This window comes from Pantoea sp. ICBG 828 (assembly GCF_002928355.1).
GTDB classification, from domain to species: domain Bacteria; phylum Pseudomonadota; class Gammaproteobacteria; order Enterobacterales; family Enterobacteriaceae; genus Pantoea; species Pantoea dispersa.
The window spans coordinates 213,611-232,611 of the sequence record NZ_POWN01000008.1; the positions used below are offsets into that span (position 1 = coordinate 213,611).

Sequence of the window (19,001 nt, forward strand, 5' to 3'; positions counted from 1 at the left end):
TTCGGAGCTTGCGTGGCTGATCCCTTGCCGCTCGGCTAAAAATCTCACACCTGTAACCAGAAGGTCACCGGACCATCGTTAATCAGCGAAACCTGCATATTGGCGGCGAAGCGCCCGTTGGCGGTGGTGACGCCCAGCGCCCGGCAGCGATCGCTGAAGTCGTGATAGAGGCGCTCCGCTTCCGCCGGATGCGCGCCGCCAGAGAAAGAGGGACGCATGCCTTTTTGCGTGTCGGCCGCCAGGGTGAATTGCGAAACCACCAGCACGCTACCGCCTGTCTGCTGTACGCTGAGATTCATTTTGTCGTTCTCATCGCCAAAAATGCGGTAGCCCAGCACTTTCTCCGCCAGGCGCTGTGATTTCTGCTCATCATCGCCCTTTTCCACCCCCAGCAGCACCAGCAGACCGGCGCCAATTTCGCCCACCGTGGCGTTATCTACGCTGACGCTGGCGCGCGTCACACGCTGAATCAAAGCAATCATGTTTCCTCTCGTTCTTTATCGCGTTCCTGCTGTTTTAACTGGCGATAGTCATCCAGCGTGACGGTCACTTCCGCGCCTAACAACACAATACACCAGGTCCAGTAAACCCACAGAAACAGGATGGGGATCACCGCCAGCACGCCGTAAATTAACTGATACGAAGGAAACATCGTAACATAGAGCGCAAAGCCTTTTTTGCCCAGCTCGAACAGCAGACCCGCGACCACCGCACCTATCAACGCATCGCGTCCCGGCACACGCCGCGTCGGCACAATGCTGTACAGCAGCCAGAAGGCGAGAATGGAGAGTACTAGCGGGAAGATGCGCAGCGCCTGATCGATCAGGCTGGTGACGCCGGTCACGTTCACCCAGCGCAGCGACAGCAGATAAGAGCTGATAGCCAGACTGGCACCGGCCAGCAGCGGTCCCAGCGTCAGGATCATCCAGTAGACCGCAAAGGAGTAAACCATCGGGCGCGGCTTGTCGCTGCGCCAGATGGCGTTGAGCGCGCTGTCGACCGAGTGCATCAGCAGCAGCGCAGTGACTATCAGCCCCACAGCCCCCACTGCCGTCATTTTATTGACGTTGGCGACAAACTGATCGAGATAGCGCTGAATCACATCCCCGGCGGCCGGCATGAAGTTAGTGAAGATGAAGTTCTTCAGCTGCACGCTGATGTCGGAGAACACCGGGAAGGCGGCAAACAGCGCGAATACCACGGCAATCAGCGGCACCAGCGCCAGCAGTGACACGTAGGCCAGATTACCGGCCTGCGTAGTCATGTTGTCTTCATCGATGCGGCGCCACAGCAGTTTGATCCACAGGAAAAACGCATGCGCCGAGTGGCGCAGATGAGTTCGCATGGTCACTCAGCGACGGCTCGCAAACCAGTCAGGCACGGTTTTCGCATCTTCGACCAGCACGCTCTCAATGCCCAGCGCGCGCGCCGCATCAACATTAGCCTGGTTGTCATCAAAGAATACCGCCTGATCGGCGGTGAAGCCTTCATGCTCCAGTACGTAGTGCCAGATGCGCGCTTCTGGTTTGCGCATGCCGATATCCTGCGACATATAGATGTGGTCGGCAGCCTGCTGTACTTCCGGATACTGCGTTGGCCAGAACTCGAAATGCAGCTGGTTGGTGTTAGACAGAATCACCACGCGCTCGCCGCTGGCGCGCAGCTGGTTCATGATCGCCAGCGTTTCCGGACGCACGCCGACAAACACCGCCTGCCAGCCCGCAGTGAACTGCGGATAGCTCAGGGCAATATCGAGCTGGTCACACAGCCGGGCAGCAAACTCCGGGTCGCTGATTTCGCCCCGCTCGTGCTGCTCGAAGGTCTCGTCCATGCGAAAACGGCTCTGCAGCGTGGCAAGCGGCACGCGTCCCAGATCGCTCCAGACGCCGAGTACCCGATTGAAATCGATATCAACAATCACATTGCCTAAATCAAAGATGTACAGCATGACACCTCTCCTCTACGTTCCCTGGATCATTCACTCTAGCGGTAAAAGGCAAGCCTGAACAGGTACGCTTAGGGGAAATCCGCATTCCGCAAGCGGGGTCTGATTTCGTGCGGGTCGCGCTGCCTCAGACGGCAGGCAAAAAAAAGCCCCGCGGGTGCGGGGCTCATTATCAGACGATTTCGCTTACTCTTTGCTGCCGCGAGACGCGCGTTTGCGATCGTTCTCGGTCAGGTGGCGTTTACGAATACGTACTGACTGCGGCGTCACTTCTACCAGTTCGTCGTCATCGATGAACTCGATAGCCTGCTCCAGCGTCATTTTCTGCGGTGGTACCAGGGTGGTAGCTTCGTCAGTACCTGACGCACGCATGTTGGTCAGTTTCTTACCGGTCAGGCAGTTTACGGTCAGGTCGTTAGAACGGCTGTGAATACCGATGATCTGGCCTTCATACACTTCCGCACCGTGACCGAGGAACAGCTTACCGCGATCCTGCAGGCCGAACAGGGCGAAGGCAACCGCTTTACCCTGACCGTTGGAGATCAGCACGCCGTTCTGACGCTGACCCACTTCGCCCGGACGCACGTCGTCGTAGTGGCTGAAGGTGGAGTACAGCAGACCGGTACCCGAAGTCATGGTCATGAATTCGTTACGGAAGCCGATCAGACCACGGCTTGGGATCACGTAGTCGAGACGTACGCGGCCTTTACCATCCGGATCCATGTTTTTCAGGTCGCCTTTACGCTCACCCATCGCCTGCATCACTGAACCCTGGTGGGTTTCTTCGATGTCGAGGGTAACGTTTTCGAATGGTTCCTGCTTGCGGCCTTCGAATTCACGGAAGATAACTTTCGGACGGGATACCGCCAGCTCGTAGCCTTCACGACGCATGTTCTCGATCAGAACTGACAGGTGCAGCTCACCACGACCGGATACGCGGAATGCATCGGCATCTTCGGTTTCTTCTACGCGCAGCGCTACGTTGTGCACCAGCTCTTTGTTCAGACGCTCAAGGATCTGACGCGACGTCACAAACTTACCTTCTTTACCACAGAACGGTGAGGTGTTGACGTTGAAGAACATGGTTACGGTTGGCTCATCCACGCTCAGCGCTGGCAGCGCTTCCACATTCTGCGTGTCGCAGATGGTGTCGGAGATGTTCAGCTCGCCCAGACCGGTGATAGCGATGATGTCGCCTGCTTCAGCCAGATCGGATTCAATACGCTCCAGACCCAGATGGCCCAGCACTTTACCGACTTTCGCGTTACGGGTTTTCCCTTCGCTGTCGATCACAGTAACCTGCTGGTTTGGCTTCACTTTACCGCGCTTGATGCGGCCGATACCGATTACGCCGAGGTAGTTGTTGTAGTCCAGCTGCGAGATCTGCATCTGCAGTGGGGCTTCAACTTCAACCTGCGGTGGAGAAACGTGGTCGACGATGGCCTGATACAGCGGGGTCATGTCGTCAGCCATGTCGGTGTGATCCAGACCGGCGATACCATTCAGCGCAGACGCATAAATGATCGGGAAATCGAGCTGCTCGTCAGTCGCGTCGAGGTTGACGAACAGGTCAAATACCTGGTCCACAACCCAGTCCGGACGCGCGCCAGGACGGTCAACTTTGTTGATGACTACAATCGGCTTCAAACCGTGGGCAAAGGCTTTCTTGGTTACGAAGCGGGTTTGCGGCATAGGGCCATCCATCGCGTCTACAACCAGCAGCACCGAATCCACCATGGACATGACGCGCTCAACTTCACCACCGAAGTCGGCGTGTCCCGGGGTATCAACGATGTTGATACGGTAGTCGTTCCATTTGATGGCGGTGTTTTTCGCGAGGATGGTAATCCCACGCTCTTTCTCCAAATCGTTGGAGTCCATCACGCGCTCAGTCGCTTCGGTACGGGCATCAAAAGTACCGGACTGTTGCAGCAGTTTGTCAACCAGGGTGGTCTTACCATGGTCAACGTGCGCGATGATGGCGATGTTACGCAAATTTTCGATCACAGCTTTGCCTCAGGCATTATAGAAATAACGCGGTATTGTACACGGATTAAGCGAAAGACTGAACATGATCACAGTTTTCGCCGAAAGATTCTCGCAGTGCGCGTTTTTAGCACCAATAACGGTGCATTAAGCTGCACTTTGATGGCGCTTTGCACCATTTAAGTGCTTACCCCTAAACTGACGGCACTGTTTTGGTGCATTCCATCCACGCTGGTGCAGCCGTCGTCTCACCGCAGGGCGCATCACAGCGCCATTTTTACCATTGTAATAAAGTTGGCACAGAATTCGCTTTATATCTTTTAAGCGAAAACGACAGTTGCACAACGGTTGAAGAGCTTGCCGAGATCTTGGTCAGGGGTGGTCAGTAGTCGTGACACATTCCCGGCAACAGAAGTTCTCTCACCACGACGACAAAATGACCATTTCCAGGAGAGTTGAGTATGTCCGCTGAACACGTTCTCTCGATGATGAACGAGCACGAAGTTAAGTTTGTTGACCTGCGTTTTACCGATACCAAAGGTAAAGAACAGCACGTTACTATCCCTGCTCACCAGGTTAACGCTGACTTCTTCGAAGAAGGCAAAATGTTCGATGGCTCTTCCATCGGCGGCTGGAAAGGCATTAACGAATCAGACATGGTGCTGATGCCGGATGCAACAACTGCCGTAATGGATCCGTTCTTCGAAGATCCGACGCTCATCATCCGCTGTGACATTCTCGAGCCAGGCACGCTGCAGGGCTACGATCGCGACCCGCGCTCCATTGCCAAGCGCGCAGAAGAGTTCCTGCGTTCTTCCGGCATCGCCGACACCGTACTGTTCGGACCTGAGCCAGAGTTCTTCCTGTTTGACGACATCCGTTTCGGCTCTTCAACTTCCGGCTCACACGTGGCTATCGACGACATCGAAGCAGCCTGGAACACCGGTAAAGAGTACGAAGGCGGTAACAAAGGTCACCGTCCAGGTCTGAAAGGCGGCTACTTCCCGGTGCCACCGGTTGACTCATCACAGGACATCCGTTCTGCCATGTGTCTGACCATGGAGCAGATGGGTCTGGTGGTAGAAGCGCATCACCACGAAGTGGCTACTGCTGGTCAGAACGAAGTGGCTACCCGCTTCAACACCATGACCAAGAAAGCTGACGAAATTCAGATCTACAAATATGTCGTGCACAACGTCGCGCACGCCTACGGCAAAACGGCTACCTTTATGCCGAAGCCGATGTTTGGCGACAACGGTTCCGGTATGCACTGCCACATGTCACTGTCTAAAGGCGGCGTAAACCTGTTCTCTGGCGACAAATACGGCGGCCTGTCTGAAACTGCCCTGTTCTACATCGGCGGTATCATCAAGCACGCTAAAGCCATCAACGCCCTGGCAAACCCGACCACCAACTCATACAAGCGTCTGGTCCCAGGCTACGAAGCACCGGTAATGCTGGCTTACTCAGCGCGTAACCGTTCTGCCTCTATCCGTATCCCGGTGGTGGCCAGCCCGAAAGCACGCCGTATCGAAGCGCGCTTCCCGGATCCAGCGGCTAACCCATACCTGGCGTTCACCGCACTGCTGATGGCCGGCCTCGACGGCGTGATCAACAAGATCCACCCTGGCGATGCGATGGACAAAAACCTGTACGACCTGCCGCCGGAAGAAGAAGCTGAGATTCCAAAAGTGGCCGGTTCACTGGAAGAAGCGCTGAACGCACTGAACGAAGACCGCGAGTTCCTGACCCGTGGCGGCGTGTTCACCGACGACGCTATCGATGCTTACATCGAACTGCGTAAAGCTGACAACGACCGCGTACGCATGACGCCGCACCCGGTTGAGTTCGAACTGTACTACAGCGTTTAATCCTTAAAAGATTCGCGCAGATGCACCGTAGCCGCCAACGCCGCGACGGTGCTAATCCTGGCGCTGAAGATTTTTTGTTGCCGTGGAAACTTTAGCCCATCTCCGGATGGGCTTTTTTCACCGCGAATTCATCGTTCGACGGATAGATTTGCGTCCCCAAAGGCTATAATGCACTAATTTAGTGCAGAGGAACGCTGTATGGCAACTGGCACGCTGCCCGACGCGGGGCAGATTCTCAACTCCCTGATCAATAGTATTTTGCTGGTCGATAACGATCTGGTTATCCACTACGCCAACCCGGCGGCCCAGCAATTACTGGCGCAAAGCTCACGAAAATTGTTCGGCACGCCCTTACCGGAACTTACCGGCTATTTTTCGCTGAACATTGAGGTAATGAGCGAGAGTTTAGGGGCAGGCCAGGGCTTTACCGATAGCGAAGTCACGTTAGTGGTGGATGGCCGCGCGCACATTATGTCGCTCACGGCACAGCGTCTACCCGACGGATTTATTCTGCTGGAAATGGCGCCGATGGATAATCAGCGCCGTCTCAGCCAGGAGCAGATTCAGCACGCTCAGCAGGTTGCCGCGCGCGATCTGGTACGCGGCCTGGCGCACGAAATTAAAAACCCGCTCGGCGGATTGCGCGGCGCGGCACAGCTATTATCGCGCGCCCTGCCCGATCCGGCGCTGAATGAATATACCAAAGTGATTATTGAGCAGGCCGACCGGCTGCGTAACCTGGTCGACCGCCTGCTGGGTCCGCAGCAGCCCGGACTGCACGTGACCCAGAGCATCCATCAGGTGGCTGAACGTGTGGTTAACCTGGTGTCGATGGAGCTGCCGGAAAACGTCTCGCTGGTGCGTGATTATGACCCCAGCCTGCCGGAGCTGCCACACGACCCGGACCAGATTGAGCAGGTGCTGCTCAACGTGGTGCGTAACGCGCTGCAGGCGCTGGGCGAAGCGGGCGGCACCATTGTCATCCGCACCCGTACCGCGTTTCAGCTGACGTTACACGGCACGCGTTACCGGCTGGTGGCGCGTATCGACATTGAAGATGATGGCCCGGGCATTCCGGCCCAGCTGCAGGATACGCTGTTCTATCCGATGGTCAGCGGACGCGAAGGCGGCACCGGTTTAGGTCTCTCTATCGCCCGCAGCCTGATCGATCAGCATTCGGGAAAAATTGAATTTAACAGTTGGCCAGGCCACACCGAATTCTCGGTTTACCTGCCTATTCGCCAGTGAGGTTTCTATGCAACGAGGGATAGTCTGGATCGTCGATGACGATAGCTCCATCCGCTGGGTGCTTGAACGTGCGCTCACTGGAGCCGGTTTAAGCTGCGCCACCTTTGACAGCGGCAACGAGGTGCTGGATGCGCTCTCGACCAAAACCCCGGACGTATTATTGTCGGATATTCGTATGCCAGGCATGGATGGTCTGGCGCTGCTGAAGCAGATCAAACAGCGTCATCCGATGCTGCCGGTCATCATTATGACCGCGCATTCGGACCTCGACGCGGCGGTCAGCGCTTATCAGCAGGGCGCGTTTGATTACCTGCCTAAGCCGTTTGATATTGATGAAGCGGTCGCGCTGGTAGAGCGTGCCATCAGTCACTATCAGGAGCAGCAGCAGCCGCGCAATCAGCCGGTAAGCGGCCCGACCACCGATATCATCGGCGAAGCGCCGGCGATGCAGGATGTCTTCCGCATCATCGGCCGTCTGTCGCGTTCGTCGATCAGCGTGCTGATCAACGGCGAGTCCGGTACCGGTAAAGAGCTGGTCGCGCATGCGCTGCATCGCCACAGCCCGCGCGCCAAATCCCCGTTTATCGCGCTGAATATGGCGGCGATCCCGAAGGATTTGATCGAATCGGAGCTGTTTGGCCACGAGAAAGGCGCGTTTACCGGCGCGAACCAGATTCGTCAGGGCCGCTTTGAGCAGGCCGATGGCGGCACGCTGTTTCTCGACGAAATCGGCGATATGCCGCTTGATGTACAGACGCGCCTGCTGCGCGTGCTGGCCGATGGCCAGTTCTATCGTGTTGGTGGCTATGCGCCGGTCAAAGTGGATGTGCGCATCATCGCCGCTACCCACCAGAATCTGGAGCTGCGCGTGCAGGAGGGCAAGTTCCGTGAGGACCTGTTCCATCGCCTCAACGTGATTCGCGTGCATCTGCCGCCGCTGCGTGAACGTCGTGAGGATATCCCGCGTCTGGCGCGCTACTTCCTGCAGGTCGCAGCGCGTGAGCTGGGCGTAGAAGCGAAAATTCTGCATCCGGAGACTGAAGCCGCGCTGACGCGACTGCACTGGTCGGGTAACGTGCGCCAGCTGGAGAACACCTGCCGCTGGCTGACGGTGATGGCCGCGGGCCAGGAAGTGCTGATTCAGGATCTGCCGCCGGAGCTGTTTGAGTCGAGTACGCCGGAAAATCCGGTGCAGTCGCTGCCGGACAGCTGGGCAACGCTGCTGGCGCAGTGGGCAGACCGCGCGCTGCGTTCCGGTCATCAGAACCTGCTGTCAGAAGCACAGCCGGAGATGGAGCGTACGCTGCTGACCACTGCGCTGCGTCATACGCAGGGCCACAAGCAGGAAGCGGCACGTTTACTGGGCTGGGGCCGCAATACGCTCACGCGTAAACTGAAAGAACTGGGCATGGAATAACGCGGAAAAGTGTAAAAGGGTTATTTATTGCACACTTTCTGCGCGTAACATCTGTACAGACCGGTGCCGTTCAGTATCATACTGGCGGCAATCGGGAGAGGCTAACATGTTGCAATCTGTCATCCAGCTGATCGCGCATAACGTGGCGGCAATCGGTAATGCTGTGACTCACTCACCGCAAACCGCGCTGGCCGCCGTGGTCTGCGCCATCAGCGTCAGTCTGTTCAGTTAACATAAAGGGAGCGCTGGCTCCCTTTATGCTTAAATTATCCGCGAAAATTGCTGCATCCGTGCTTTCTGCCGCAGATAGCGGTCAAAGCACATGCAGATGTTGCGAATCAGCAGACGGCCAATGCCGGTGACCTGCAGCCGGCGCTCACCCATCTCAAGCAAGCCGTCCGCCACCAGCGGCGCCAGCAGCGCTAAATCCTCAGCAAAATAGCGTTCAAACACCACTGGCCACCGGGCTTCGATGTCGGCAAAATCCAGCGCAAAGTTACAGATCAGCGCTTTAATCACATCCCGCCGCAGACAATCATCCTCGCTCAGGGTTAAACCGCGCCACAGCGCATGGCCCTGCTGCTCAACGCTGGCATACCAGGCTTTTAACTCTTTCTGATTCTGCGCATAGCTGTCGCCCAGCATGCTGATGGCCGAAACGCCCAGTCCGAGCAGTTCGGTTTCGCCCTGCGTGGTGTAACCCTGGAAATTGCGATGCAGTACGCCGGCGCGCTGTGCCACCGCCAGTTCATCATCCGGTTTGGCAAAGTGGTCCATGCCAATAAACTGGTAACCCGCACCGGTCAGCGTCGCAATGGTTTGCTGCAGGATTTGCAGCTTCTGCGCCGCCGTCGGCAGCTCCTCATCTTTGATTTTGCGCTGAGCGGCAAACAGCGCAGGCATGTGCGCATAGTTGAAGACGCTGAGGCGATCCGGATTGAGCGCAATCACCCGCTGCAGCGTAAAGGCAAAGCTCTCTGGCGTCTGCAGCGGCAGGCCGTAGATTAAATCCAGACTGACTGAGCGGAATCCCTGCGCGCGGGCACGCTGCACCAGGGCGAAAATGGTCTCTTCATCCTGAACGCGGTTGACCCGCTCCTGCACCGCCTTGTTGAAATCCTGCACGCCCATGCTCAGGCGATTGAAGCCCTCTGCGCGCAGATGATCGATCATCTCCAGCTCAATTTCACGCGGATCGACTTCGATCGACATCTCAACATCATCAGCGATGTCGAAATGGCTGCGCAGCAGCGCCACCAGCCGGCTGACCTGCTGCTGATTAAGGAAGGTGGGCGTGCCGCCGCCCCAGTGCAGCTGCGTAACGCGACGGCCGGCAAACAGCGGAGCGCGCTGACGAATCTCCTGCGCCAGTACCTCCAGATAGCGATCGGCCTTGTGCAGCTGGCGCGTCACGATTTTATTGCAGCCGCAGAAGTAACACAGACGATGGCAGAACGGGATATGCACATACAGCGACAGCGCGCGCTCGGGATAGCGCTCAACCGCGCGCTGAAAATCGCTCGCGCCAAAGCTTTCACTGAATTCCAGCGCGGTGGGATAGGAGGTGTAACGCGGACCGGCGTAATTGTATTTTTCGATGAGCCGCTGATCCCACTCAATCTGCTGCGATGACATGCTCACTCCTTACGGTGACGTCGTCTGAGGGCGGGTCGCGTGGCAGAAGAGGAGACGAAGCGCTGGGCGGAACGCCGCCGTAAGCGCGATTTCAGCCGCGACAGGCGGCGTAGTTTAAACAATAACCACAGCAGATAACACGTCAGCAGCAGCGCTAAAATTGATCCAGGCCAAAACATAGGTGAATACCTGTTTAGCGCGGCATGCGCAAAGCCGCATGCCGATCAAAAATGGCGGTTAGTGGCCCTTAAGCAGGCGCATCATATCCTCTTCTGCCTGCTCGTCTTCGGCGTCGTCGTCCAGCGCAATGCCCAGCGTTTCCATCAGCTCGTCAATGCGATCCAGCGTCTCATCCAGCCACGCCTGATCTTCTGCGCTCAGGGTTTCGCCGCTCTCAAGGCGATCGAGCAGCGTGTCGAGACGCTCATCGTTCTCCAGCTTGGCCAGCTCTTCCTGCGGCGTCAGGCGCACTTTTTCGGCTTTGGGTTTTGGCTTCGCCACTTTCTTTTCGGGCAGGGTTTTGCCGTCCGCCACCAGCGCGACTGGCTTTTTGCTGCCCACGCGCGGATCGGCGCTCTTTTTGCTGTGCCCTTTACCGGCGCTTTGCGTTTCCGGGTTGGCGCGGCTGCCGGATTTGTGGCCGCTGTGCTTTTTATCGCGCTTGCGATCGCGGGCTTCCTGGTTCAGTTCTTCACGCGATTTGCGTTTCGCTTTAGCAGCAGGTTTGCCACGCTGGGCTGGTGCAGGTTGCTTCATGTGTTCGGTCTCGGCGATGCCTGGTGAGTTCAGTATAGAATTGCGGCGAAATCTAGCAGAAAGATGACAAAGAAAAAAGGCGATAGCCTGTGCTATCGCCTTATTTCGCACCTTCATACGAAGGAAACACGCGTCAAATCCTTTACGGCTCACAACGTCCCGGTTGCTCCATCGCCACATCGCTCCTGCGAGTAATCCCTGTCCCTGTCCGATTCCTGCCTGAATCGCTCTCCTGCCATGCTCGCGGTCATCCCCGACGCTCCTGAGCTCATCATCCTGATGGGTGCTGCCGTGCACTGACAACAAATGTAGACCAAACAGTAAATTGAACAAGTGAGACTTGTCTCTAATTTAGAGCGGCCTTTTTCATTTTTAACGTAATACATTGAAAATAAACAATATTATAACGAATGAATGTTGCATGAATCCGTCATCACTGGTAGCAGTTAGCGGCGATCTCTTACAAAATGGCGCGTTAAGACGCCTGTCGGGCACTTTTGCGCCATAACAGGTATAATCAGCGCCATTGCCCGATCATTCTGCTGGAGTTTTACATTGTCTGCTTTGAACTATCACGTCACCCATTTCATGCTCAGCGCGCCGGATATTCGTCATCTACCGGCGGATACGGGCATTGAAGTTGCCTTTGCCGGGCGCTCAAATGCAGGCAAATCCAGCGCGCTGAATACCCTGACCAACCAGAAAAGCCTGGCGCGTACCAGTAAAACGCCAGGCCGCACGCAGCTGATTAACCTGTTTGAAGTGGTGGAAGGCAAACGCCTGGTGGATTTACCAGGTTACGGTTATGCGGAAGTCCCGGAAGAGATGAAGCGTAAATGGCAGCGCGCGCTGGGTGAATATTTGCAGAAACGTCAGGCCCTGAAAGGACTGGTGGTACTGATGGATATCCGCCATCCGCTTAAAGATCTCGATCAGCAAATGGTTGAGTGGGCGGTGCAGAGCGGTATTCCGGTTATGATTCTGCTGACCAAAGCCGACAAGCTGGCTTCCGGTGCCCGTAAAGCGCAGCTGAACATGGTGCGTGAAGCATCGCTGGCATTTATGGGCGATGTCCAGGTCGAGATGTTCTCATCGCTGAAAAAACTGGGCGTCGATAAGCTGCGTCAGAAACTCGATACATGGTTTAGCGAGCTGACCCCGGCGCAGGAAGGCGACGGTGAAGCGCTGTCAGAGTAGCGCCAGAGCGGGCCTTTGCGTCCGCTTTTTTTCAGAAAAAGCCCAATAAAAAACGCCCCAGTCATAAATGACTGGGGCGGCTAATATTCAGCCAAATCCGATTACGTGAAGTAAAAGGTCTGAAAGATAGAACATCTTACCTCTGTACCCTACGCGATGAACTTTACCCGATTTTTTCTGACCAACAAAGGGTTTTTTGTTGTTAAGTTTCAGAATTCCACATCTTTTTTACCAGCTTCGTCACATTTTCGCGCAGGGCATGTAGTTTAATTACCAAAAAAATGCTTAGCCGATAAGCAGTTACTTAACCTGTATTTTACCGGCAGTTTTGATGACCGGCTGAACCGATTAAGTAAACTTTTTTCTTATGACGTTACCCGCCGCCTGCATTTGCGGCGGGCAGCGGGCCCTTAGTGCGCCTGATCCCAGTTATCGCCGGTTCCCACTTCAACCTGCAGCGGTACATCCAGCTTCATGCTGTTCTCCATCAGTTCGCGGATCGTCTGGCTGGCACCTGCGACGGCATCTTTGTGGATCTCAAATACCAGTTCATCGTGTACCTGCATGATCATTTTCACCTCGTCACTGTTCTGCTGCAGCAGCCAGCCGTCAACGGCGATCATGGCACGCTTGATGATGTCCGCTGCGGTGCCCTGCATCGGTGCGTTGATCGCCGCACGTTCGGCGGCTTTACGGCGAATGGCATTGCTGGAGTTGATGTCCGGCAGCCACAGACGACGACCATCCAGCGTCTCGACGTACCCCTTATCCGCGGCTTGCGCGCGCGTCGCTTCCATATAACGCAGCACGCCCGGATAGCGCTCAAAGTAGAGATCCATGTACTTCTTCGCTTCGCCGGCACCAATGTTGAGCTGTCGCGACAAACCAAATGCGCTCATGCCATAAATCAGTCCGAAGTTAATCGCTTTCGCACTGCGGCGCTGCTCACCGGAAACCTTGCTTAGCGCCACACCGAAAACTTCAGACGCCGTGGCGCGGTGGATATCCTCACCCTGCGCAAACGCATCCAGCAGGCCTTTGTCCTGCGACAGGTGCGCCATGATTCGCAGCTCAATCTGCGAATAGTCGGCGGCCACGATGCGCTTATCCGCGCCCGCAATAAACGCCTGACGAATGCGCCGTCCCTCTTCGTTGCGCACCGGAATGTTTTGCAGGTTCGGGTCGGTCGAGGAGAGTCGTCCGGTGGCCGTCACCGCCTGGTGATAAGAGGTGTGTACCCGGCCGGTGATCGGATTGATCATCTGCGGCAGCTTATCGGTGTAAGTGGATTTCAGCTTCGACAGGCCGCGATGCTCAAGAATTACTTTCGGCAGCGGATAGTCGAGCGCCAGCTCAGCCAGCACTTCTTCACTGGTCGATGGCGCGCCGCCCGGCGTTTTCTTCGTCGGCTTAATTCCCTGCTTCTCAAACAGAATGGTTTGCAGCTGTTTGGTGGAGGAGAGGTTGAAAGGCTCGCCGGCCAGCTCGTGCGCCTTCAGCTCCAGCTCGGCCAGACGCGAGGTCAGCTCCTGCGAATGTTTCGCGAGGATGTTCTGATCGATCAGCACACCGTTGCGCTCTACGCGGGAAATGACCGTCACCAGCGGCATCTCAATCGCCTCGAATACCTGCTTCGGACCGGCTTCCTGCTCCAGCTTCGGCCACATCTGCAGGTGCAACTGCAGCGTGACGTCAGCGTCTTCTGCCGCATAGTGCGCCGCCTGCTCAAGCGCGATCTGATTGAAGGTGAGCTGATTTTTACCTTTACCGGCGATTTCTTCGAAAGTGACGGTTTTGTGGTTAAGCCAGCGAGCCGCCAGGCTGTCCATATCATGCTTGCCGCCGACGCTGTTCAGACAGTAAGACTCCAGCATGGTGTCGAATTTGATGCCGTTCAGCTCAATATCGTAATTTTTCAGTACGCCACGATCGTACTTCAGATTCTGCCCGACCTTCGCTGCTTTACTGTCCTCCAGCAGCGGTTTCAGCTGCTTCAGCACCGCGGCGCGATCCAGCTGCGGTGGCGCGTCAAGATAGTCATGCGCCACCGGCAGGTAAGCGGCCTCGCCCGGTGCCACGGCGAAGGCAATGCCGACAATATTGGCGCTCAGGGTATCCAGCGAATCGGTTTCCAGGTCAAAAGCAAACACGTCGGCGCTTTGCAGTTTTTTCAGCCAGTCGGCAAAGGTCGCCTCGTCGAGGATGGTGACATAGCCGTCGGATGACAGCACGCTGACCGTTTCCGCTGCGGCCACGGCGGGTTCATCCGGCAGCGATTTCTGCGCCTGGCTATTGCTCTTTTTACCCTGCAGCCATTTTCCTTCCTGCAGATCGGCAAGCCAGCGTTTGAATTCATAGCGGCTAAACAGCGTCTGCAATGCTTCGACGTCAGGCTCGTTAACCGTCAGCTGCTCGCAGGCCAGCTCCAGTTCCACATCGGTTTTGATGGTCGCCAGCTGGTAGGAGAGAAATGCCACATCGCGATTCTGCTCCAGCTTCGCCGCCATGGTTTTTGCTCCACGGAAGGAGAGCCCGGCCACTTTATCAAGGTTGTCGTAGATGGATTGCATGCCGCCCAGCCCCTGCAGCAGCGCCTGTGCGGTTTTCTCGCCCACGCCCGGAACGCCCGGGATGTTATCCGAGCTGTCGCCCATCATGGCGAGGAAATCGATAATCAGCGAAGGCGGTACTCCGTATTTCTGCTCGACTTCTTCCGGACCGAGCACGGTGTTGGTCATGGTGTTAATCAGGGTAATGCCCGGCGTCACCAGCTGCGCCATATCTTTATCGCCGGTGCTGATCAGCACCGCACGCCCCTGCTTTTCCGCTTCCAGCGCCAGCGTGCCAATCACGTCATCGGCTTCCACGCCGGACACCGCCAGCAGCGGCAGCCCCATGGCTTTTACCATCTCGTGCAGCGGCGCGATTTGCGCGCGTAAATCGTCCGGCATCGGTGGACGATGCGATTTGTAATTTTCAAACAGCTCATCGCGGAACGTTTTGCCTTTGGCATCGAAGACCACAGCCACATGGCTGGGTTGATACTGCATCAGCAGGCTTTTCAGCATGTTGAGCACACCATACATGGCGCCGGTTGGCTCACCCGCACTGTTGGTCAGCGGCGGAAAGGCATGATATGCACGGTAGAGGTAGGAAGAGCCATCTACCAGAATCAGGGGATTTTCTGCAATTTGCGCCATAGGTTTGTATTTTCTTCGTTGCGATAATCAGGGTTATAAGGATGCCACAACCAGCGAACAATGTTGAAGTAACAGCAGAAAGTGAGGATCTTTTTCGCGGTTACGCGGCGCGGATCGCAAGGATCATCTTGTGGATAACTTTGTGCGTAAAATTCATAACGTATTGTTATTTACGTTAATTGCAATCATTTTACGATTAAAATGTTTTTACAATCAGTCAGTTATAATCTTGCCGTGATACGAAACACCTTTTTAAAAAGGCGATCGTCTATGTGGATATTAAGCGAAAGGGTAATCAAAAAACGCTGGCTGTAAGGGATGAATAGCTTCGTGAATTAAGGATGTGGTGTGGGTTGGTTTCACTGTAGCGGCAGGTGATAACCGCGCCGCTACAGCATAAGCCATCGCGTTTTCAGCGCTTAATTACTTTTTCTCAACCAGGAATTTCACGACGTTGGCATAATCCGCCACGAAGTTATCCATTGAGCTGGTGTCCAGGCCGCCGTTGTTAACCATGTATTTGCCGTTAACGAAAATCGCCGGTACGCCCTGCAAATTAACATCCGAAGCCGCTTTCTGCTGCTGTGCAACCAGCGCCTTCACGGCGAAGCTGTTCCACGCTGCATCGTAATCTTCAGAGGTGATACCCGCTGCTTTAATAAAGGTTTCTTTCAGGCTGGCTGCGTCGGTAATGGTCTGGGTCTTCTGGATGCCGTCGAAAATCGGTGCGGTCACTTTATCTTCCACACCCAGCGCCATTGCCACTGCCCACGCATGCGTGACCACCGGACCGAAGTCGCCGCCGAGGAAATCAACGTGATATTTGGTCACTTTGGTATCCGCTGGCAGATTCTTTCTCACCGCATCGCTGACGTGGTAAATGCGTTCAAACTGGTAGCAGTGCGGGCAGAAGAAGGAGAAAAATTCCATGACCTGCGGCTCACCGGCGACCGGTTTTGGCAGCGTAACGTACTGTTTGCCGTCGTTGAACTGTGCCGCTGAGGCGCTAAATGCCAGCATCAAACCTACCAGCGCAAACCAAATCTTTTTCATCGTGAGAACATCTCCTGAGTACTTCATTAAAATTGCGGGCTAAGCTGTAACGGCGGTTCGTGTAACAGCCTTTCCTGCTCGATAAATAGTGCAATCTGCCGGCGCCAGAAGTCCTCATCGGTCATCCAGGGGAAGGCGCGCGGAAAAGCGGGATCCTGCCAGCGGCGTACCACCCAGGCCAGATAATAAACCATGCGCATGGCGCGTAAAGACTCAATCAGTGTCAATTCGTGTAAATCGAAATCACCAAATTCGTTATACGCTTCCAGCAAAATATCCCACTGGATCAATTGCTCCTGACGGCTGCCGTTCACCAGCATCCACAAATCCTGCACTGCCGGGCCGGTGCGCGCGTCATCGAGATCGACAAACATCGGCCCATCGCGCCACAGAATATTGCCGGGATGGCAGTCACCGTGCAGCCGGAGCGGTTGCCACTGGCTATGCCAGCTCTGCTGCAGCGTGGCGCTGAGTTTATCTAACGCCTTCAGTAGCGCATCCTTCAGCGAGGCAGGCACCAGCGCGCTCTGTTCCAGCTGCAGACGTGGCTCAACCACATACTCCTGCAGGACCAGAGTGGGCCGCTGGCGGAACGGGCTGTGGCGTCCGGTTTGATGGATACGGCCAAGGAAACGTCCCACCCATTCCATCTGCTCTTCATTGTCAGTTTCATACTGCCGGCCACCGAGGCTGGGAAACACCGCGAACATAAAGCCAGCGTGCTGATTGAGCGTATTGCCCTGCAGCGCCAGCGGCGCGGCAACCGGCACTTCATCGTCCAGCAGATCCTGAGCAAAGCGATGCTCTTCAGCGATCTGCGCGGCGCTCCAGCGTTGCGGACGATAGAACTTAGCGACATAACGTCGCTTATCCTCATCGCTAAACTGATAGACGCGGTTTTCGTAGCTGCTCAGGGCGGTTAAGCCGGACTCGACCCGCAGACCGGCATCCCAGAGCGCATCAAGGATAACGTCGGGATTCAGCGTCTGAAAATTAAAAGCGGCTTCGCTCATCATTGTGCCTGTGTGTTACCTGTGCGTTGAACGCGCAAGGATAACACTACTCATCATCCTTGATCACACCGCGCGCACGTAATAGCGCGCTTTTGAAGTCCACTTCATAATCTTTCTTCAGACCCGGGATCACAGCCTGACTACCGGCATCACGCATTTTGAGATGGTAAATCAATACGTCATCGCTTAATTCACTTAATGGGCCACTGAAACCTGATTCCTGCGCCAGTTTTTGTAAAAATGCCAGCAGGTTGAGATCGGGTTCTTGCTGCCAGGCAGGCTGCAGCAGTTCGAGCAGTTCATTGAGTCGGTGATATTTCATCATTGATTCCTTTGCGCAGGTGGTTCGCTACCGCGAGTTAAGTATCGTCCAGAATAAACAGGGAGACGAAGATGACCGCATTTACCGGTGTGATCCTCGCAGGCGGGCAAGGCAGCCGTATGGGAGGTCAGGATAAGGGCTTGCTGCCATTACAGGGCAAACCGCTTTATCAGCACGTTCTGCAGCGTTTACAGCCGCAGGTCAATATTGTGTTGATTAGCGCCAACCGTAACATTGATCGTTATCAGGCAAGTGGTTGTCAGGTGATTCGTGATTCGCTGCCTGATTATCCCGGTCCGCTGGCAGGCATGCTCAGCGGCCTGCGGCACAGCCAGACCGAATGGGTGGCGTTTTGCGCCTGCGATACGCCGTGGCTACCGCAGGATTTTGTTGCACGGCTGTGGCAGCAGCGCGGTGCAGCCGCCGCCGTGTGGGTGACCTCGGGTCAGCGTGATCATCCGGCGCTGGCCCTGGTGCATCGTGCGCTGGCCGATGATCTGGAAGCGTGGCTGCTGCGCGGAGAACGCCGTCTGATGCAGTTTATGTGTGAACATGGCGGACACAGCGTACTGTTTGATGATGATGAAGCCGCCTTCCGCAATATCAATACGCCTGACGATTTGGTTAATGAGGAAAGTGCGTGATGAGTGTGCCGTTACTGGCGGTGGTGGGCTGGAGTGGCACCGGCAAAACCACCCTGTTACAACAGGTGATTCCGCTACTGAGAGCGCAGGGCATTCGCCCCGGGCTGATCAAGCATACCCATCATCAGATGGATATCGATACGCCGGGAAAAGACAGTTATCTGCTGCGCAAAGCGGGAGCCGATCAGGTGATCGTCGCCAGCGAACAACGCTGGGCGTTAATGTGCGAAACGCCGCAGCAGCCGCTTAGTTTAGCGCAGCTGGCAGGCCGTATGGATGCTGCAACGCTGGATCTGGTGCTGGTCGAGGGGTTTAAACAGGAACCCGTGCCCAGGATGGTGCTATGGCGGCGCGGCGTTAAGGGGGAAATTGATGAATTGCTGGATGACTGGGTGATTGCCGTAGCGACGGATGAAGCGTTAGCGCTTCAGGTACCGGTGCTGGATATTAATCAGCCTGATCAGGTTGCAGAGTATATTGTTCAATGGCTAAAAAACGGCTAATCACGCGGTTTTTGGCGGTAAATTTGCCGGAGTACGGGCGTAAAAAAGCCCCGGACTCTCGTCCGGGGCTTCTTCACTTATTTAATGCCTGGCAGTTCCCTACTCTCGCATGGGGAGGCCCCACACTACCATCGGCGCTACGGCGTTTCACTTCTGAGTTCGGCATGGGGTCAGGTGGGACCACCGCGCTGTTGCCGCCAGGCAAATTCTG

General features: G+C 55.8%; 17 protein-coding genes and 1 rRNA gene. 7 read left to right on the forward strand and 11 right to left on the reverse strand.

Annotated features, from left to right (window positions below; translation table 11 throughout):
• Positions 1-44: 44 nt before the first annotated feature.
• From dtd to typA, 4 genes are all read right to left on the reverse strand, one after another.
• Positions 45-482 (reverse strand): D-aminoacyl-tRNA deacylase, encoded by a 438-nt coding sequence (dtd, locus tag C1Y43_RS19435; protein ID WP_021507113.1) that lies wholly within the window; start codon positions 480-482, stop codon positions 45-47.
• Positions 479-1,345: a virulence factor BrkB family protein gene (locus C1Y43_RS19440; RefSeq protein WP_021507114.1), complete on the reverse strand. Its 867-nt coding sequence runs from the start codon at positions 1,343-1,345 to the stop codon at positions 479-481. Before C1Y43_RS19440 ends, dtd begins: the two co-directional genes overlap by 4 nt.
• Before the next feature lie 6 nt (positions 1,346-1,351).
• On the reverse strand, positions 1,352-1,948 hold the full coding sequence (gene yihX / locus C1Y43_RS19445) for a glucose-1-phosphatase (RefSeq protein WP_021507115.1): 597 nt from the start codon (positions 1,946-1,948) through the stop codon (positions 1,352-1,354).
• A gap of 183 nt (positions 1,949-2,131) precedes the next feature.
• Positions 2,132-3,952 carry a ribosome-dependent GTPase TypA gene (gene typA / locus C1Y43_RS19450; protein WP_021507116.1) on the reverse strand — a complete coding sequence of 607 codons (1,821 nt, stop codon included), beginning with the start codon at positions 3,950-3,952 and terminating at the stop codon, positions 2,132-2,134.
• 440 nt (positions 3,953-4,392) lie between these two features.
• Here typA and glnA point away from each other — a divergent pair, with 440 nt between their 5' ends.
• The 4 genes from glnA to C1Y43_RS23700 all read left to right on the forward strand — a co-directional run bounded on the left by glnA (position 4,393) and on the right by C1Y43_RS23700 (position 8,699).
• Entirely contained in the window at positions 4,393-5,802 is a 1,410-nt protein-coding gene (gene glnA, locus C1Y43_RS19455) for a glutamate--ammonia ligase (protein ID WP_031279641.1), read from the forward strand.
• Between the two features lie 198 nt (positions 5,803-6,000).
• On the forward strand, positions 6,001-7,050 hold the full coding sequence (glnL, locus tag C1Y43_RS19460; RefSeq protein ID WP_021507118.1) for a nitrogen regulation protein NR(II): 1,050 nt from the start codon (positions 6,001-6,003) through the stop codon (positions 7,048-7,050).
• A 7-nt stretch (positions 7,051-7,057) separates the two neighbouring features.
• On the forward strand, positions 7,058-8,467 hold the full coding sequence (gene glnG, locus C1Y43_RS19465; RefSeq protein ID WP_031279642.1) for a nitrogen regulation protein NR(I): 1,410 nt from the start codon (positions 7,058-7,060) through the stop codon (positions 8,465-8,467).
• A 106-nt stretch (positions 8,468-8,573) separates the two neighbouring features.
• Positions 8,574-8,699, forward strand: coding sequence for a YshB family small membrane protein (locus tag C1Y43_RS23700; RefSeq protein WP_021507120.1), 126 nt, complete (start codon positions 8,574-8,576; stop codon positions 8,697-8,699).
• 29 nt (positions 8,700-8,728) lie between these two features.
• Here the strand turns inward: C1Y43_RS23700 and hemN are convergent, their stop codons facing one another.
• Both hemN and yihI read right to left on the reverse strand, forming a co-directional pair.
• Positions 8,729-10,102: an oxygen-independent coproporphyrinogen III oxidase gene (gene hemN / locus C1Y43_RS19470; RefSeq protein WP_104189290.1), complete on the reverse strand. Its 1,374-nt coding sequence runs from the start codon at positions 10,100-10,102 to the stop codon at positions 8,729-8,731.
• A gap of 237 nt (positions 10,103-10,339) precedes the next feature.
• Entirely contained in the window at positions 10,340-10,858 is a 519-nt protein-coding gene (gene yihI / locus C1Y43_RS19475) for a Der GTPase-activating protein YihI (RefSeq protein ID WP_058770999.1), read from the reverse strand.
• A 555-nt stretch (positions 10,859-11,413) separates the two neighbouring features.
• On the opposite strand from yihI, the gene yihA reads away from it, so the two are divergent.
• The gene (gene yihA / locus C1Y43_RS19480; RefSeq protein WP_031279643.1) at positions 11,414-12,055 is read left to right on the forward strand and encodes a ribosome biogenesis GTP-binding protein YihA/YsxC; all 642 of its coding nucleotides are present in this window, start codon (positions 11,414-11,416) and stop codon (positions 12,053-12,055) included.
• A 410-nt stretch (positions 12,056-12,465) separates the two neighbouring features.
• On the opposite strand, the gene polA is transcribed toward yihA, so the two are convergent.
• From polA to C1Y43_RS19500, 4 genes are all read right to left on the reverse strand, one after another.
• Positions 12,466-15,255, reverse strand: coding sequence for a DNA polymerase I (gene polA / locus C1Y43_RS19485; RefSeq protein WP_058780484.1), 2,790 nt, complete (start codon positions 15,253-15,255; stop codon positions 12,466-12,468).
• A gap of 423 nt (positions 15,256-15,678) precedes the next feature.
• Positions 15,679-16,308 carry a thiol:disulfide interchange protein DsbA gene (gene dsbA / locus C1Y43_RS19490; protein WP_021507125.1) on the reverse strand — a complete coding sequence of 210 codons (630 nt, stop codon included), beginning with the start codon at positions 16,306-16,308 and terminating at the stop codon, positions 15,679-15,681.
• 26 nt (positions 16,309-16,334) lie between these two features.
• On the reverse strand, positions 16,335-17,321 hold the full coding sequence (locus C1Y43_RS19495) for a serine/threonine protein kinase (protein WP_104189292.1): 987 nt from the start codon (positions 17,319-17,321) through the stop codon (positions 16,335-16,337).
• Between the two features lie 46 nt (positions 17,322-17,367).
• A complete protein-coding gene (locus C1Y43_RS19500) occupies positions 17,368-17,643 on the reverse strand; it encodes a YihD family protein (protein ID WP_021313943.1) in 276 nt (91 codons plus the stop codon).
• 71 nt (positions 17,644-17,714) lie between these two features.
• On the opposite strand from C1Y43_RS19500, the gene mobA reads away from it, so the two are divergent.
• Positions 17,715-18,287 (forward strand): molybdenum cofactor guanylyltransferase MobA, encoded by a 573-nt coding sequence (gene mobA / locus C1Y43_RS19505; protein ID WP_104189294.1) that lies wholly within the window; start codon positions 17,715-17,717, stop codon positions 18,285-18,287.
• The gene (gene mobB / locus C1Y43_RS19510) at positions 18,287-18,790 is read left to right on the forward strand and encodes a molybdopterin-guanine dinucleotide biosynthesis protein MobB (protein ID WP_104189296.1); all 504 of its coding nucleotides are present in this window, start codon (positions 18,287-18,289) and stop codon (positions 18,788-18,790) included. The genes mobA and mobB overlap by 1 nt, the downstream gene beginning before the upstream one ends.
• 86 nt (positions 18,791-18,876) lie before the next feature.
• Here the strand turns inward: mobB and rrf are convergent.
• Positions 18,877-18,992: ribosomal RNA gene (gene rrf, locus C1Y43_RS19515) — 5S ribosomal RNA — on the reverse strand.
• Positions 18,993-19,001: the final 9 nt, after the last annotated feature.

Bases quoted from the DNA above. Each gene is read 5' to 3' on its own strand.
- dtd (WP_021507113.1), bottom strand. From the start codon at position 482: ATGATTGCTTTGATTCAGCGTGTGACGCGCGCCAGCGTCAGCGTAGAT.
- C1Y43_RS19440 (WP_021507114.1), bottom strand. From the start codon at position 1,345: ATGCGAACTCATCTGCGCCACTCGGCGCATGCGTTTTTCCTGTGGATC.
- yihX (WP_021507115.1), bottom strand. From the start codon at position 1,948: ATGCTGTACATCTTTGATTTAGGCAATGTGATTGTTGATATCGATTTC.
- glnA (WP_031279641.1), top strand. From the start codon at position 4,393: ATGTCCGCTGAACACGTTCTCTCGATGATGAACGAGCACGAAGTTAAG.
- glnL (WP_021507118.1), top strand. From the start codon at position 6,001: ATGGCAACTGGCACGCTGCCCGACGCGGGGCAGATTCTCAACTCCCTG.
- glnG (WP_031279642.1), top strand. From the start codon at position 7,058: ATGCAACGAGGGATAGTCTGGATCGTCGATGACGATAGCTCCATCCGC.
- C1Y43_RS23700 (WP_021507120.1), top strand. From the start codon at position 8,574: ATGTTGCAATCTGTCATCCAGCTGATCGCGCATAACGTGGCGGCAATC.
- hemN (WP_104189290.1), bottom strand. From the start codon at position 10,102: ATGTCATCGCAGCAGATTGAGTGGGATCAGCGGCTCATCGAAAAATAC.
- yihI (WP_058770999.1), bottom strand. From the start codon at position 10,858: ATGAAGCAACCTGCACCAGCCCAGCGTGGCAAACCTGCTGCTAAAGCG.
- polA (WP_058780484.1), bottom strand. From the start codon at position 15,255: ATGGCGCAAATTGCAGAAAATCCCCTGATTCTGGTAGATGGCTCTTCC.
- dsbA (WP_021507125.1), bottom strand. From the start codon at position 16,308: ATGAAAAAGATTTGGTTTGCGCTGGTAGGTTTGATGCTGGCATTTAGC.
- C1Y43_RS19495 (WP_104189292.1), bottom strand. From the start codon at position 17,321: ATGAGCGAAGCCGCTTTTAATTTTCAGACGCTGAATCCCGACGTTATC.
- C1Y43_RS19500 (WP_021313943.1), bottom strand. From the start codon at position 17,643: ATGAAATATCACCGACTCAATGAACTGCTCGAACTGCTGCAGCCTGCC.
- mobA (WP_104189294.1), top strand. From the start codon at position 17,715: ATGACCGCATTTACCGGTGTGATCCTCGCAGGCGGGCAAGGCAGCCGT.
- mobB (WP_104189296.1), top strand. From the start codon at position 18,287: ATGAGTGTGCCGTTACTGGCGGTGGTGGGCTGGAGTGGCACCGGCAAA.